Origin of the sequence: Savagea serpentis, from assembly GCF_015351395.1 — a bacterium.
GTDB classification, from domain to species: domain Bacteria; phylum Bacillota; class Bacilli; order Bacillales_A; family Planococcaceae; genus Savagea; species Savagea serpentis.
On sequence record NZ_JADKPV010000005.1, the window covers coordinates 172,064 to 187,358 of the forward strand.

The 15,295-nt window shown below is 40.5% G+C and carries 18 protein-coding genes and 1 riboswitch; of the genes, 7 read left to right on the forward strand and 11 right to left on the reverse strand.

The window, feature by feature from the left end:
* Positions 1–6: 6 nt before the first annotated feature.
* Positions 7–447 (reverse strand): cyclic-di-AMP-binding protein CbpB, encoded by a 441-nt coding sequence (cbpB, locus tag IRY55_RS10375; RefSeq protein WP_194563248.1) that lies wholly within the window; start codon positions 445–447, stop codon positions 7–9.
* A 325-nt stretch (positions 448–772) separates the two neighbouring features.
* On the opposite strand from cbpB, the gene IRY55_RS10380 reads away from it, so the two are divergent.
* From IRY55_RS10380 to IRY55_RS10390, 3 genes are all read left to right on the forward strand, one after another.
* Positions 773–1,768 carry an ABC transporter substrate-binding protein gene (locus IRY55_RS10380; RefSeq protein ID WP_194563249.1) on the forward strand — a complete coding sequence of 332 codons (996 nt, stop codon included), beginning with the start codon at positions 773–775 and terminating at the stop codon, positions 1,766–1,768.
* A 94-nt stretch (positions 1,769–1,862) separates the two neighbouring features.
* Positions 1,863–2,723: an ABC transporter permease gene (locus IRY55_RS10385; RefSeq protein ID WP_194563250.1), complete on the forward strand. Its 861-nt coding sequence runs from the start codon at positions 1,863–1,865 to the stop codon at positions 2,721–2,723.
* Entirely contained in the window at positions 2,720–3,919 is a 1,200-nt protein-coding gene (locus tag IRY55_RS10390; RefSeq protein ID WP_194563251.1) for a quaternary amine ABC transporter ATP-binding protein, read from the forward strand. Before IRY55_RS10385 ends, IRY55_RS10390 begins: the two co-directional genes overlap by 4 nt.
* A gap of 42 nt (positions 3,920–3,961) precedes the next feature.
* Here the strand turns inward: IRY55_RS10390 and IRY55_RS10395 are convergent, their stop codons facing one another.
* The 5 genes from IRY55_RS10395 to IRY55_RS10415 all read right to left on the reverse strand — a co-directional run bounded on the left by IRY55_RS10395 (position 3,962) and on the right by IRY55_RS10415 (position 7,880).
* Positions 3,962–4,903: a TRM11 family SAM-dependent methyltransferase gene (locus IRY55_RS10395; protein WP_194563252.1), complete on the reverse strand. Its 942-nt coding sequence runs from the start codon at positions 4,901–4,903 to the stop codon at positions 3,962–3,964.
* The gene (locus tag IRY55_RS10400) at positions 4,900–5,346 is read right to left on the reverse strand and encodes a hypothetical protein (RefSeq protein ID WP_194563253.1); all 447 of its coding nucleotides are present in this window, start codon (positions 5,344–5,346) and stop codon (positions 4,900–4,902) included. The genes IRY55_RS10395 and IRY55_RS10400 overlap by 4 nt, the downstream gene beginning before the upstream one ends.
* Before the next feature lie 9 nt (positions 5,347–5,355).
* Entirely contained in the window at positions 5,356–6,279 is a 924-nt protein-coding gene (locus IRY55_RS10405; RefSeq protein ID WP_194563254.1) for a cation diffusion facilitator family transporter, read from the reverse strand.
* A 180-nt stretch (positions 6,280–6,459) separates the two neighbouring features.
* Positions 6,460–7,083, reverse strand: coding sequence for a thermonuclease family protein (locus IRY55_RS10410; RefSeq protein WP_194563255.1), 624 nt, complete (start codon positions 7,081–7,083; stop codon positions 6,460–6,462).
* Between the two features lie 14 nt (positions 7,084–7,097).
* The gene (locus IRY55_RS10415) at positions 7,098–7,880 is read right to left on the reverse strand and encodes an alpha/beta hydrolase (RefSeq protein WP_194563256.1); all 783 of its coding nucleotides are present in this window, start codon (positions 7,878–7,880) and stop codon (positions 7,098–7,100) included.
* Positions 7,881–8,005: 125 nt separating this feature from the next.
* Between IRY55_RS10415 and IRY55_RS10420 the strand changes: the two genes are divergently transcribed.
* A complete protein-coding gene (locus tag IRY55_RS10420) occupies positions 8,006–8,518 on the forward strand; it encodes a gamma carbonic anhydrase (protein WP_194563257.1) in 513 nt (170 codons plus the stop codon).
* Between the two features lie 36 nt (positions 8,519–8,554).
* Here the strand turns inward: IRY55_RS10420 and metK are convergent, their stop codons facing one another.
* Positions 8,555–9,745: a methionine adenosyltransferase gene (gene metK, locus IRY55_RS10425; RefSeq protein WP_194563294.1), complete on the reverse strand. Its 1,191-nt coding sequence runs from the start codon at positions 9,743–9,745 to the stop codon at positions 8,555–8,557.
* 161 nt (positions 9,746–9,906) lie between these two features.
* Positions 9,907–10,020, reverse strand: a riboswitch (SAM riboswitch).
* A 195-nt stretch (positions 10,021–10,215) separates the two neighbouring features.
* Here metK and pckA point away from each other — a divergent pair.
* The gene (gene pckA, locus IRY55_RS10430; RefSeq protein ID WP_194563258.1) at positions 10,216–11,802 is read left to right on the forward strand and encodes a phosphoenolpyruvate carboxykinase (ATP); all 1,587 of its coding nucleotides are present in this window, start codon (positions 10,216–10,218) and stop codon (positions 11,800–11,802) included.
* A 42-nt stretch (positions 11,803–11,844) separates the two neighbouring features.
* Here the strand turns inward: pckA and IRY55_RS10435 are convergent, their stop codons facing one another.
* From IRY55_RS10435 to IRY55_RS10450, 4 genes are read right to left on the reverse strand one after another with little or no spacing between them, the layout of a single operon-like run.
* On the reverse strand, positions 11,845–12,291 hold the full coding sequence (locus IRY55_RS10435; protein WP_194563259.1) for a hypothetical protein: 447 nt from the start codon (positions 12,289–12,291) through the stop codon (positions 11,845–11,847).
* Positions 12,292–12,302: 11 nt separating this feature from the next.
* On the reverse strand, positions 12,303–13,100 hold the full coding sequence (locus IRY55_RS10440; protein ID WP_194563260.1) for an alpha/beta hydrolase family protein: 798 nt from the start codon (positions 13,098–13,100) through the stop codon (positions 12,303–12,305).
* On the reverse strand, positions 13,078–13,551 hold the full coding sequence (ytkD, locus tag IRY55_RS10445; RefSeq protein WP_194563261.1) for an RNA deprotection pyrophosphohydrolase: 474 nt from the start codon (positions 13,549–13,551) through the stop codon (positions 13,078–13,080). The genes IRY55_RS10440 and ytkD overlap by 23 nt, the downstream gene beginning before the upstream one ends.
* A gap of 59 nt (positions 13,552–13,610) precedes the next feature.
* Complete coding sequence (locus tag IRY55_RS10450; protein ID WP_194563262.1) at positions 13,611–13,793, reverse strand: putative motility protein; 183 nt, start codon at positions 13,791–13,793, stop codon at positions 13,611–13,613.
* A 122-nt stretch (positions 13,794–13,915) separates the two neighbouring features.
* On the opposite strand from IRY55_RS10450, the gene yidD reads away from it, so the two are divergent.
* Complete coding sequence (gene yidD, locus IRY55_RS10455) at positions 13,916–14,158, forward strand: membrane protein insertion efficiency factor YidD (protein ID WP_194563263.1); 243 nt, start codon at positions 13,916–13,918, stop codon at positions 14,156–14,158.
* 118 nt (positions 14,159–14,276) lie between these two features.
* Positions 14,277–15,293, forward strand: a complete 1,017-nt coding sequence (locus IRY55_RS10460) for a metal ABC transporter solute-binding protein, Zn/Mn family (protein WP_194563264.1) — start codon at positions 14,277–14,279, stop codon at positions 15,291–15,293.
* The last annotated feature ends 2 nt before the right edge of the window (positions 15,294–15,295 follow it).

The following is a 15,295-nucleotide window of genomic DNA, read 5'->3' on the forward strand; positions in this document are numbered from 1 at the left end:
TACATGTTAGCGTGGCTGATAAATATATTTCTTAAACTCTTTCAGCATAACGCGTCGTGTTAAAATTCCTGCAAATGTACCGTCTTCTTCCACTACGCATAAAAACGTGTGATTCACGAGTAAGTCGAGGCCCTTTTGAAAACGGTCTGTCGTATACACTCTCGGAATTTCCACATTCATAATGTCGTCTACTTTCAAATCAGATAGACGTTCATATTCGATTCGCTCCAGGCCAAGGATGGCGTCTGTGATCATCCCAATCCCTAACAAACCTTGTAATTTAAATTGTGCATCTAATACAGGAATGGCTGAGTAACCCGTTTTCGTCAAGACGAGCAACGCATGCTCTGCGTTATTGCCAACTTGGACATGGGCTACTTTTTCCGCTGATATTAAATATTGTTCAATTGGCGTTTCTAAAAATAATTTATCCTCAGTCGTAATCATACACTCCGCTCCTTTGTTCAATCGTTGTAACGCTCTCACTTACACCTCATCATACCATAAGAAAGCGCTTCAATATAATCATTTGCTATAAAAAGAATGTTCTTAATTCACCGAAAGCTTCGATTAGCGAAATATATAAAATAATTCTTTATAATCATTTTTCATAGTACTTAAAGTACTTTAGTCTCTTTTAAGCGCAATTATTCAGAATATTATTACTATATCATTTGATTTATAAAAATAATTCACGTATCATTAATTAGTATATTCATTAAAATCAATGAATACTTTATTTGATATTTTTAGAAAAGGGGTAATATTTTCCATGAAAAAATGGCTAACAATGATGTTCGCTTCACTATTTTTCGTCCTCACAGCATGTGGTGACGGAGATTCAGCAACTGAGATTGAAACGATTCACTTTGCTGACGCAGGATGGGATAGTATCCGCTTCCATAATAGTGTGGCACAAACGATTATCGAGAACGGTTACGGGTATGACACTGAAGTAACAAATGGTACATCCACTGCAACCCTTCAAGCGCTTCAACAAGGTGACTTGAATGTCTATATGGAAGTATGGACTGATAACTTAGAAGATATTTATACGAAAGCGATTGATCGTGGGGATATCGTCCGTGCAGCGACAAACTTTGATGATAATACACAAGGTCTTTACGTCCCACGCTACGTCATTGAAGGAGATCCTGAACGTGGCATTGAACCAGTAGCTCCTGATTTGAAGACAGTAAAAGACTTAGAAAAATATGCGGATGTTTTTATTGACCCAGAAGACACATCAAAAGGCCGTGTCGTTGGTGCACCTTCTAGTTGGATCATTAGTGAATACTTAGATGAAAAATTACAAACATATGGCTTAGATGAACAATACAACTATTTAGTCCCTGGTAGTGACTCAGCAATTGTTGCTTCACTCGCTGGAGCGGTCAAACAAGGCGAACCATGGGTCGGTTACTATTGGTCTCCTACTTGGGTAACCGCTAGTTTTGACCTCGTCTTATTAGAGGATGAACCGTTTGACATTGAAAAATGGGAAGAAGATCGAAGCACAGAATTTCCACCAAATGATGTCGTCATCGCTGTTCACAAAGACTTCCCGACACAAGCAAAAGACGTGTACGAGTTTTTGCAAAAGTATGAAACAAGCAACGCTTTAACAGAAGAAGCACTCGATTACATGAATGAAAATGACGCTTCACCTGAAGAAGCTGCAAAATGGTGGATGAATGAACATGAAGACATTTGGACTTCATGGGTGCCAGAAGATATTGCTGAAAAAGTAAAGTCAGCGATTCAATAATTTTAACGAAGCGTGCAGCGCAGTCTGCACGTTTTCTAAATAATAGAGAAAGGTGGTCTTACGCTAACGCATATTTATTACGTTAGCGATCCTTATGAAAAGTTTTCCTGACATCCAGTTTCCCATTGGGGATACGGTAGCAGCGTTTATCGATTTTTTAGCTTTAAATTTTAAAGGATTTTTTGATTTTTTATTCGTGATTTTTTCTTCCACGATTAAGGCGACCGAGCAAGGACTGCTCATGCTTCCATGGTGGTTACTTATTTTGATTGTCGTCGCAATTGGTACGTACTTCACTTCGTGGAAAGGTGGCATCACATTTGGTGTCTTCTTATTTTTAATCGGGACATTTGATTTATGGTCTCAAACGATGACGACATTAGCCGTTATTATTATTTCTGTCGTTCTTTCCCTCCTAATTGGAATTCCACTCGGAATTTTAATGGCGTTCAACCGAACATTTGCATCCATTATGCGACCGATTTTAGACGCGATGCAAACGATGCCAACATTCGTTTACTTAATTCCTGTTATTTTCTTCTTCCCGCTCGGAAACGTTCCAGCGGTGATTGCGACAATTATTTATGCATTACCACCCGTTATGCGTTTAACGGAACTCGGCATTCGCAATGTCGATGAAGAAGTCATTGAAAGTGCCGAATCTTTCGGTTCATCACGGATGCAAATGCTCATGAAAGTCCAGTTACCTCAAGCTTTACCGACGATTATGGCGGGAGTGAACCAAACGACGATGATGGCTTTATCAATGGCGGTCGTCGGTTCGATGGTCGGAGCAGACGGACTCGGAGAACGCGTACTTCATGCGTTAAACCGCATCGATATGTCTCTTGGATTCGAAGCGGGTATTAGCATCGTCTTTTTAGCGATCATTATCGACCGAATTACTGCTGGAATTGCGGATAAAATGCAAAGTCGTAGAGGTGAAGCATCATGACAGTTAAAATTCAACTTCAACATGTGAGCAAAATTTTCGGACCACGTCCACAAAAAATCGTACCACTTATTGAACAAGGCAAATCAAAAGAAGAAATTTTAAAAGAAACGAAACATACCGTCGGTGTATACGACGCTTCGATGGATATTTACGATGGAGAATTTTTCGTCATTATGGGGCTATCAGGCAGTGGGAAGTCAACATTAATTCGATGCTTTAATATGTTAAACGTTCCAACTGCTGGCAGCATACTCGTAGACGGTGAAGACATTACAAAATATTCAAAACAACAATTACGTGACTATCGTCAAAAGAAAATCGCGATGGTGTTCCAACATTTCGGATTGTTTAGCCATCGGACGATTTTAGAGAACGTCGAATACGGACTAGAAATTCGAGGTTTATCGAAAGAAGAACGCCGTAAAATTGCAATGGAACAATTAGAAAATGTCGGATTAAAAGGATATGAAGATCAATACCCTGACCAGCTATCCGGCGGTATGCAACAACGTGTCGGCATCGCACGCGCTTTAACGAACAATCCTGATATTTTACTGATGGACGAACCGTTCAGTGCGCTCGATCCCCTCATTCGGCGTGAAATGCAGTTAGAATTAATTGATTTGCAAGATAGACTTCAAAAAACGATTATCTTCATCACGCATGACGTCAACGAAGCTTTTAAACTCGGGGACCGGGTCGCTGTCATGAAAGACGGCCGTGTCGAGCAAATTGGCACACCGGAAGAAATTTTAGAGCAACCTGCAAACGAATATATTTCCTCCTTCACCCATGATATTGACCGTTCAAAAGTGCTTCAAGCAGAACATGTCATGTCACGCCCACACAATATTTTAACTTTAAAAGACGGTTTGCAAGTCGGGGTTAAAATGATGCGAGAAAACGGCATTTCTTCACTCTTCGTTGCAGATCGTGGCCGTAAGTTAGAAGGCTATATTACAATCGATGACGCAATTGATGCCATTCGTGAAAAGAAATCGATTGAATCTATTTTAAGACGTGAAGTGACGACAGTGTCACCAGATACATACATTCAAGACTTAATCCCACTCGTCTTGCAATCAGGATTGCCCCTTGTTGTCACAGATGAAGAAAATCGAATTCTCGGCATTATTTTAAGAGTCCACGTATTATCCAGTTTAATTGCCGAAGATTTTGATGCTGAAACTGTTTAATCTAAAAAGGAATGGTCCCCATTACGGGCGACCATTCCTTTTTTAGCGTTCACAAACGAGTATTTTTCTTTCAAACTTTGCTTTCCGTGCGATTGCTTCAGCTACAATTGTAAAGCCGATTTGTTGTAACTGTTCTTCGACTGATTCGATGGCTACAAAGACGACACGACTCGCGATGCGATATGCTGATTCTAAAATGGACGTCAGCTGTTCATCTGTCACATGCGTAAATAAATTATATGGCAAATCAATGATCGCCACGTCATACTGTCCTGCTACTTGTTCAATCGGACATAATGTCACATTCGCTTCATAACCAAAGTGGCTAATATTTTCACGAGAGCCGTCACAGACGAGCGGATTGACGTCACTTCCTTCAATCGGAACGCCCATCGATAACGCTTCAACTAAGACCGTACCAATCCCACAACACGGATCGATCACTTTATCAACCACTTCAATATCGGGTATCGCAATATTGACGATTGCTCGAGCTAAGCGAGAACTGAGCGCTGTCGAATACATGCGGGGCTTCTGTTGATGCTGGAACCAAATCGCTTCCCCTCTTTGAACGGCACCGAAATAATACATACCTTCTAAATAAATGACACCGAGTTCGACCGTCGGATTATGTAAGTCTACTTCGCCTGTAATCGCTGTACCAACCGAACGTTCAATTTGACGTCTCTGCGTATGCGACCATTTCTTCTCATCGTCAAAATCGACTTCATTTAAGCATGTTAATTTATATGTTTCATCTATCGGAAAAGTATACTTCGCCACACGTTCCCTTAACTCTTCCTCTGTATGTGCTTGAATCCAAACCGCAAGACGCCCTTTTATAAAGGGACTGCGAGAAGGTTCAAGAAGGCGCTCAGAGATGATGTATGGCTTTGGTGAAGCTTCACCAAATAGCGCATGCATTTCTAATTGACAAACTTCGCGTTCATCCATATGGCGCACATAGTAATATAAGTAATTCATCGCGCTTCTTCGCGTGCCGCTTCATACTTGCGCATCAATTGAACGACCGTTTCAATCGCTTGCTCAATCGTCCAATTCGCTTCGAAGCCATCCAATGCTTCCAACGTTAAATTCATATCGAACATTTTATCCGCTTGCGCATATAAAATCGCATGTTTCGCTAATGTTGGATTCGTTTCGGTCTCAATGAAATATTTTAAAAAAGCTTCCTCATCTTTCGACACGCGTAACCCAAATAATGCCGTATATGTTTGAAATACATCGTCTAATTCGATTGTCATACAATCGACATTTACTTCGTCAAATGTTGCAGATTCTACATAAATAAAACTTTCTTGATGGGTTTGTAAATACGTTAAAGGGTGTTGTAATACATTGAATACTTGTTGTTCTATGACTTCGTCTGTTTCTTTTAAACAGCGGTCAACTATCGTATAATTCATGTTCATTCCTCACTTCATTTCAAAATTCGCTTCTTCATACCAAGGGTTTAAATGGATGAGCACTTCATCGACATCTGGGTATGCTTCCATAATAGCATTGCGAATCGAACTCGACAAATCGTGTCCTTCTTGAATCGATAAGCTCGCTGGAATCGCAATTCGCAAGTCAACTAATACATAGTGACCGTGCTCTCTCGCGCGCAAACGATCGATGCGACGAACTTCTTCAAATTGACGAATCACTTCTTCAAACTGAAGGAGTCGCTCTGGTGCAACACTTTTCTCCATCAAAACGTCAAGTGATTCTCTTCCCATCTCAATTGCTAACTTTAATACGAGCAACGCGACGATAAATCCTGCAATCGGGTCTCCATAACTTAAAAATGGTTTATCCATCGCATCTCCAACGAGCGCTAGTCCAATGCCGATGACTGCTGCTCCTGAAGCATAAACGTCTGCCAAATGGTCATACGCTGTCGCAATTAATCCTTTACTATTTTCTTTTTTTCCAATTTTAATCGTATACATGTATAATGCTTGTTTCCAAACTAATGAGATAATCGCTGTAATTAAAGCGATATAACTTGCTTTTAGAGGCTCTTCAAACAATGTTACAACTGCTTCATATGCAATATAAATGGCAGCACCTGCTAAAATAATGGCGACGATTCCTGAACCAATCACTTCTGCTTTCCCATGTCCCCAAGGATGATCTTCATCTGCAGGGCGCTTTGAAATGCGCATTGATGTAAGTGCCGCTAGTGAAGCGACCACATCCGCCGCGTTATGGAAACCATCCGCTAATAAGACGGGGCTGTTAAACAATGCCCCTACTGAAATTTTTAAAATGGTGAGCAAAATATTACTAATTAAACTAACCCAAATGGCGACGATCGCCGCAAAGGAGTGCTTCGTTTCTACTGTGTGTTCCATCAAATTTCTCCCCTTTCAAAAAGTTTGCATACAGGCAACAAAAAAACCTGACATCCGAATGTCAGGTTTACCGAGTTGAAAAATATATAAAGTTGTATGTTTGTATGCAAATGGATGCGATATTCATCGATATCCCTCTTTTTATAAGTTTTGTATAGTTCATTGTAACACATATTTCCATCAATCACATACTTTTTGGATATCTTTTTTACTTTTTTCATCATATGGATAACGTTCTGTATCAAATCCCCGGGCATGGACGTATCCTTCTAAACTCCAAATGCCACATTTGTTCTTTTTCGCTTCCGCTTCAATTTCTTTAAAGTGCGTCACATATGAATCATTCGGCGGATAAACAAAGGCAACACGTGCCAGCCCTTTGCGGAGTAACATCTCTTGCACACTTTCACCATCGACATAAATATATGCGAGCAGGCGTCCATACTTATCTTCTTTTTCGCCGACATCGAATTCAATTTCCACTTTTCCGTCTTTCATCAATTCTTTCATAAAATTAGATGCTTCTGGTCCAAAACGTTCCGTCGTTTTTTTAGGATGGACGGTTTCTGGTGTATCGACGAGCAAATAACGTACCGCTTTTTCTTCTCCTTCATACTTTACCCGAATCGTGTCCCCATCGACAACACGGACCAATTCAACAGGAATTAATCCTTCTTTTGAAGGTTTTGTGTCTTCCGAATCGAGTAAATCAATACCAAAATAGCCTGCTATTGCTACGACGATTATCGAAATGATCCATTGTTTTAAATTTTTAGGTTGTTCTTTCTTTTGTTGTTGAGCCATCATTCTGTCCTTTCTTACACAATATATCCTAAAGAGCGTAACACATTATTTATAAAATCATTCGCATAAGCGAGCATCTCTTCCCGCTCTTCTTCTTGCCATACGTCATGACGGGCAAGTGGCCATTTTTTAAACTGGAGATGAGATAATTGGCGTTCGTAAAACCATTGTTGCGTATAAATTGGATTTGCAATTGCATCTTCCGCTCCCACGAATACGAGTGTTGAAATGTCTTGATATTTGCGTTCTGTCTGCTCAATCGTCTTCATTAAAAGCTGAGCATCATGATACCAAGAACTCGTCACGACACAATGATATAACGGATCTTCTTCAAATTGTCTTTGATGCAAATCTCCTCGTGTCAACAACGTGCTATTAATCGCATGATCAATTTTAGCGCTCGGACTAATCTTCATTAACATCGTGAGTAACTTCGGAGGTTGATGCGTCAATTCAAGCCAAGGCGATGTTAAAATAACTCCAGCACATTCAATGTTCTCTTTTTGGAGTAAACGAATTAATAATGTCGCTCCAAATCCATGACCGATTAAAAATAAAGGCAATTCTTCAGCATGACATGCGGCAATGAGACGTTTTATATATAAATTATAAGTACCGATCGCTTCATTATGTACATGACCTTCAATCCCATGACCCGGTAAGTTTCCTGTAATGACGTGGCATTGATTTGAACGCAACTGTTGGATGAGCCAAGCGTATCGTTCATGATGCTCATAAGCGCTATGAATGAGCCCGACAACAGCCTTCGCTTGTCCCTCTGCTTCCCATTTCCACAATCAAATCGACTCCCATCTGTTTCAAAAATGAAAGGACTTTCTACTTTTTATCTCATTTCATTTCTTTTTCAATTATTTTTTGCTAGGCTTATTATACATGATTTATGGAGAGAGGAGTGAACGGAATGATTTATCCATACAATGGCAAGATGCCTAAAATTGACGAAACTGCTTATATTGCTGATTTTGTAACGATTACAGGTGATGTCACAATAGGAGCGTACAGTTCCATTTGGTTCAATACCGTCATACGAGGTGACGTTTCACCGACCATCATTGGGAATCGAGTGAATGTTCAAGATTTTTGTTGTTTACATCAAAGTCCGAAGTACCCGCTCATTTTAGAAGATGATGTCACGATTGGACATCGTGTTACGCTTCACAGTTGTCACATTAAAGAAAAAGCGTTAATCGGTATGGACGCGACCGTTTTAGACGGAGCTGTCATTGGAGAAGGTGCATTTATCGGTGCCGGAAGTCTCGTCCCCCCTGGGAAAGTAATCCCACCGAACAGTTTAGCTTTCGGTTCACCTGTTAAAGTTGTGCGTGAATTAACGGAAGAAGATAAAAAAGATATGGAACGTATTCGAACAGAATATGTTGAAAAAGGACAATATTATAAAAGTATTCAAAAATAAAAAACAGCGGAGAGAAGTTCTCTTCGCTGTTTTGTTTTATTTCGTTAACTCTTTTAACTGTTCGACTTTATCGAGTTTCTCCCAAGGAAGTTCAACGTCTGTACGACCGAAGTGACCGTAAGCTGCCGTCTGTTTGTAGATCGGGCGACGTAAATCGAGCATTTGAATAATTCCCGCTGGGCGTAAGTCAAATGTTTGCCGTACTGCTTCAACGAGCTTCTCTTCGCTCACTGTACCCGTTCCAAATGTTTCAACCGCGATTGATACAGGTTGCGCAACACCAATCGCGTACGCAATTTGCACCTCACAATGTGTTGCAAGTCCTGCTGCCACGATGTTTTTCGCAACATAACGTGCTGCATATGATGCGGAACGGTCTACTTTTGTCGCGTCTTTTCCAGAGAATGCTCCACCGCCGTGACGCGCATAACCGCCATACGTATCGACGATAATTTTGCGGCCTGTTAAGCCTGCGTCCCCTTGTGGACCACCGATAACGAAGCGTCCTGTCGGGTTAATGAAATATTTTGTGTTTTCATCTAACCATTGTTGTGGCACAATAGGTCGAATGACATGTTTAAGAATATCCGTTTCAATTTGTTCGTTCGTTACTTCAGGATGATGTTGTGTAGAAAGAACAACTGTATCAACACGCACAGGCAATTTGTTTTCATCATACTCGATCGTAACTTGTGTTTTTCCATCTGGACGTAAATAAGGAATTGTTTCATCTTTACGAACATCCGCTAAACGCTTCGACAATTGATGCGCTAAGCTAATCGGAAGTGGCATAAATTCAGGCGTTTCATTACATGCATATCCAAACATCAACCCTTGGTCTCCTGCTCCGATTGCATCCAATTCATCCTCTGAAAGTTCGCGCATTTCTAACGCTTGGTCTACCCCTTGTGCGATATCTGGTGATTGCTCATCAATCGCAGTTAACACTGCAGATGTTTCCCAATCGAAGCCATATTTCGCACGTGTATAACCAATTTCCCGCACTGTATCACGAACGACTTTCGGAATATCTACATATGTAGATGTTGTGATTTCCCCTGCTACGAGCACGAGACCTGTCGTAATTGTCGTCTCACATGCTACACGTGCAGCTGGATCTTCTGCTAAAATGGCATCTAAAATCGCGTCTGAAATTTGGTCACACATTTTATCCGGATGACCTTCTGTAACCGATTCTGATGTGAATAATCGGCGGTTACTCATAATATTCCTCCTCTATAGTATAAAAATTGACCCGGTACTCCGTTACCCATGTTTTTTCGCCTGAACAACTAGACGAGCACATGCCGATGCGTCAATTCATAAAAAAAACCCTTCTCTCACGATTAGTCATGAGGGAAAGGTTTATACTCGAATAGCACCTTTCACTCTTATCGTCCAAGGAACTTCCTTGCTTTCAGGTTGGCACCTTCGCATGCAGTGAAATCATGCAGGTTGCTGGGTTTCATAGGGCCTGTCCCTCCACCGACTCGGGATAAGAGTATCCGTTTCAACGATAATCTTACAAAACCGTTACCATTTTGTCAAACTTATGCGCTTATCTTTTATCGTTTAACAGATTTTAATAGACTATCTTTTTTAATGTGTTATACTAATTACGAAATGTGTTATCACCCAACTTTTTTAGTTGGTTCTTATACTTAATAATAATACTGTAAAAGGAAGGTACGAACAATATGATTACTGCTAAAATGACTACTGAACTCGAACAATTACTTGCGAACAAGAACATCGTCATGCAACCCTCTGTCCCTACTTTAGTAGAGAAGGCGGTCAAACGTGGCGAAGCTCAATTAACTTCTGATGGAGCGATCGTTGCAACGACTGGAAAATATACAGGTCGCTCACCGAAAGATAAATTTATCGTAGAAGAAGCTGGAACGAAAGAAGATATCAGCTGGGGTAAAGTAAACCGCCCTATTTCTGAAGATGTCTTCGATAAATTATACAAAAAAGTAACAGATTACTTAGCGGAAAAAGAAGAAGTATTCGTATTTAAAGGATTCGCGGGCGCGGATAAAAAAGCACAATTATCCATCCAAGTCGTCAACGAATACGCATGGCACAATCTTTTCGTGCATCAATTATTCATCCGTCCAACTGAAGAAGAGCTACAAGCACATGAAGCTCAATTTACGATTGTTTCAGCACCTTCTTTCAAAGCTGATCCAACAGTAGATGGAACGAATTCTGAAGCATTCGTACTCGTATCATTCGAAAAACGCATCGTTTTAATCGGTGGTACTGAATATGCGGGTGAAATGAAAAAGTCTATCTTCTCTATTATGAACTACTTATTACCGAAAAACGGTATTTTCTCTATGCACTGTTCAGCGAACGTTGGAGAAGATGGTGACGCAGCTTTATTCTTCGGTTTATCAGGAACTGGTAAAACGACATTGTCAGCAGATGCACGTCGTAAATTAATTGGGGATGATGAGCACGGTTGGTCAGACGATGGTGTATTCAACATCGAAGGTGGATGCTACGCTAAATGTATCGATTTAACAGAAGAGAAAGAACCTGAAATCTATAATGCCATCCGTTTCGGTTCAGTTCTTGAAAACGTCGTAATCGATGAAGATACGCATGAACCAGATTATTTCTCAGGTGAACTTACTGAAAATACACGTGCAGCTTATCCAATTCATTACATCGATAATATCGTAACACCATCTGTTGCAGGTCACCCGAAAACAATCGTCTTCTTAACTGCAGACGCATTCGGCGTATTACCTCCAATCTCAAAATTAACGAAAGATCAAGCGATGTATCACTTCTTAAGTGGATTCACTTCGAAGCTTGCAGGTACAGAGCGTGGCGTTACAGAACCTGAAGCAACATTCTCATCATGTTTCGGAGAGCCATTCTTACCGCTCCATCCGACAGCATATGCAGAAATGCTCGGTAAAAAAATCGACGACCACGACTCACAAGTATTCCTCGTTAACACAGGATGGACGGGTGGAGGATACGGTGTTGGTGAACGTATGAGCTTAAAATATACACGCGCTATGGTAAATGCAGCAATCGAAGGTAAATTAAACGATGTCGAAACAGAACAAGACCCAATCTTCGGTTTACATATGCCGAAAGCAATTGAAGATGTTCCTTCTGACTTACTGAACCCACGTAACGTATGGGCAGATAAAGCAGAATATGACAAACAAGCAAAATACCTTGCAAACTTATTCCACGAAAACTTCAAACGTTTCGGTGAAGAATCAAAGCAATTCGAAGAAAACGGCGGACCACTCGTATAATAGAAAAACGACTAAGCAGAAATAGTCTGCTTAGTCGTTTTCTTATTTCATTCGTGTAAAATAAACGATATCATCGTTTCGTTCCACTTGAAATACGGTTTCGGGTGTGAATGGTTCACCATCGTAATAATCGTTTATCACGTAGCCATAATGCGAAGGATATCCCGATGCATAGTAGACAATTTTATCATCGCGAAGGACGACGAGTTGAAGCGTTCCATCGTTTACACTATCTCGATACCCTTTAATTTTTTGGCCGACCGCTTCAGTTGCCGTTTCTTTCGGTGTATACGGTTCAAAAGCATACATCTCTGTCCACGCAATCGGTAAAATTTCTTCAAATGTTACTTCATCTCCTGTTTGTAAAGGTTGTAACGCCTTCTGTACTTTTTGATTCATCCGCCACTCCAATACCGTTTCATTTATAAAAATAGCAAATGCTCCGATAAAAATGACGAAAATAATCATCATCCAACGACTCATCTTCATCTTTCCACTTCCTATCTGCCTAGGCGATTTTCTTCACTTTTCATCCAAGCTGTCATATGACGAATCAGCGTGCGACCAATCACATTCGGTAAAAAATGATCATATGTCTCAAAATAAATCGTCGCGACTTCTTTCTGCTCGGCCCGTAACAGCGCTTCTAACCGATACGATTGAGCGATCGATACATTTTGATCCCTCTTTCCATGAACGATTAAAAAAGGACAACGCACTCTATATAATTCCGACAAAGGATTACGCTCGCGATATCCACTCGAATTGCTATTTGGCGATTTTCCGATGAGCCGTTTCATCATGCGTCGCATATCGATGCGCTCAAAATATGTCGCAACAATATCGCTCATCCCGGCCCAAATCGTCGCAGTCGTCACTTCTTCTCGCGCGATGGCAGTCCAACAAGCCATTGCACCGCCACGTGAATACCCAACGATATGAATATGTCCATTCGTCCATTCAATTTGCTTCAACACATCAACTGCACTAATCGCATCAAGTCGATCGTCTCCAACAAATTCGTCTCGCCCTTCCCCACCCCGATTGCCTCGGTAAAAAGGTGCAAAGACGATAAATCCGTAAGAAGCATATTGAGCGATTCGCGCAGGTCTTACCGTTCCAAGCGATTGAATACCTCCACGAAAATAAATAATGGATGAATATCTTCCTTTTCGTTTCGGAATCGCAAGTAAACCTTTTACTCGATATGGTCCTGATTGATACGTTACTTCTTCGATCCGAATACGCGGATTCGGAGAAGGATAAAGTCTACGTTCAATAATTGTACCGCTCCTCATACTGCCTCACCCATTCCATTAACTGTTCCATTCCTGAATCTTTCATATGAAAACTTAAATGTTCACACGTGATAAATTGCTCCGTCGTCAACAATACGACGCCATCCGTTTCATAACGTTCCGCCTCTTCATCAAGCGCCACTACTTCTCCAGTGAAGACAACTTTACAAAAAGGTGTCTTTGTATGTACGACGTACTCTGCAACATACTGAATATTTTTTAAGGTTGCTCCTGTTTCTTCATACATTTCACGAATCGCTGCTTCTTCTAATGTCTCGTTCTCTTCTACTTTCCCACCTGGAAATTCAATCCCACGAACCCGATGTTTCGTTAATACCCATCGATTTTTCCAACGGGCGATGACGAGCACGTGGCGTGCTTCGATTTGAAAATCGTTCGGTCCGTACGTTAAATGAACATCCGCTCCTTGTAAATCTGTAAATGTTGGCACTTCCTTCACTCCTTATAAAAATAATATAGACGAAGTGCAAGCACTCCGTCTACATTGTGTTACGCTTTTAAATCAATTGTTTGTCCTTTGTATGGATGTGGTGCTGCGTTCGCTTCAGGCATTCCTTTCAGCATATCGGCAGCTGCTTCAGTACTCATCGAAAGGCTTTTGTTCATGACACTCATTTGTACGAGTGACTGTAAACTTTGTAATTGACTGGCCATCATTGCATTCAATTCCATGTAAACCACTCCTTTCCCTTCTATTATCGACGTTTATCTTTGTACATTCAACTAATCTGGGCACAATGTTTGTGAACATCTTACAAAATCGCTAAACTAAATAAGAAGAAAGAAGGGACGATATGAAAAAACTATTTATCGGGCTCATTCGCCTTTATCAAAAGTTTATCTCTCCTCTCACCCCACCAACTTGTCGCTTCAGTCCAACGTGTTCCCACTATGGAATAGAAGCATTAGACAAGCACGGCTTTTGGAAAGGAATGTGGCTAACGATTAAACGAATCGGACGTTGCCATCCTTTTCATAAAGGAGATTACTTCGATCCAGTACCTCCTACAAAAAAAGAAACGTCACATAAAAAATAAAGTGACGTTTCTTTTTTATTAGCTTTTTTAAAATTTATCTTGCTTTTTTTCAAAACATCCCGTAAAATCATATTTACAAATCGTAATCATTACTATTTGAATTTTGGAGGTACATACATTGAAAAAATTTTGGATTTTATTCATCACTATATTTGCACTCGCTGCATGTGGCACGTCAGATGATACAAAAGAAGGCTCAGAAGATCAGAAAGATAAACTAAATGTTTACACAACCGTATATCCTTTACAATTTTTTGCAGAGCAAATTGGTGGAGAACTTATTGAAGTCGATACCATTTATCCACCAGGAACAGATGAACATAGTTTCGATCCGACACAAAAAGATATGATGCGCTTGGCAGATGCTGACCTCTTCTTCTATATCGGGCTCGGATTAGAAAGTTTTGTTGAAAAAGCGGAAAAAACACTTGCCCAAGAAAATGTTAAGTTTATCGCAACAGGTGAAATAATTCCCGAAAGCGACTTGCAAGAAGGACATCATCATCACGATGACGAAGACGGACATGAAGGACATGAAGGACATGAAGGACATCATCATGATGAGGCGCATGAAGAACATGACCATGAAGGACATGATCACGACCACGGCGAATTTGACCCACACGTTTGGATTTCACCAAAATTGAGCCAATCGCTCGCATTATCTATTAAAGATGAACTCGTCGCTGCACTTCCAGAACATGCCGAGCAGTTGGAAGCAAATTATGAAAAAGTGATCGCTTCTTTAGAACAATTAGACCAATCATTCGATGCGATGGCACACGAAGCGAAACGCGATACATTTTTCGTCTCGCACGCGGCATTCGGATACATCGCAGACCGTTATCATTTACATCAAATTTCCGTAGCAGGATTAAATTCTCAAAGTGAACCGTCACAAAAACAATTAGCTGCACTCGTTCAACAAGCAAAAGAAGAAAATATTCAATACGTCTTATTTGAACAAAATGTTTCAAGTAAATTAACAGAAGTCGTTCAAAAAGAAATCGGCGCCAAATCATTAACTTTACACAATCTATCCGTCTTAACGGAAGAAGACTTACAAGCGAATGAAACATACTTCACGTTAATGGAACGCAATATTGAAGTGTTACGACAAGCATTGAACGATTAAAT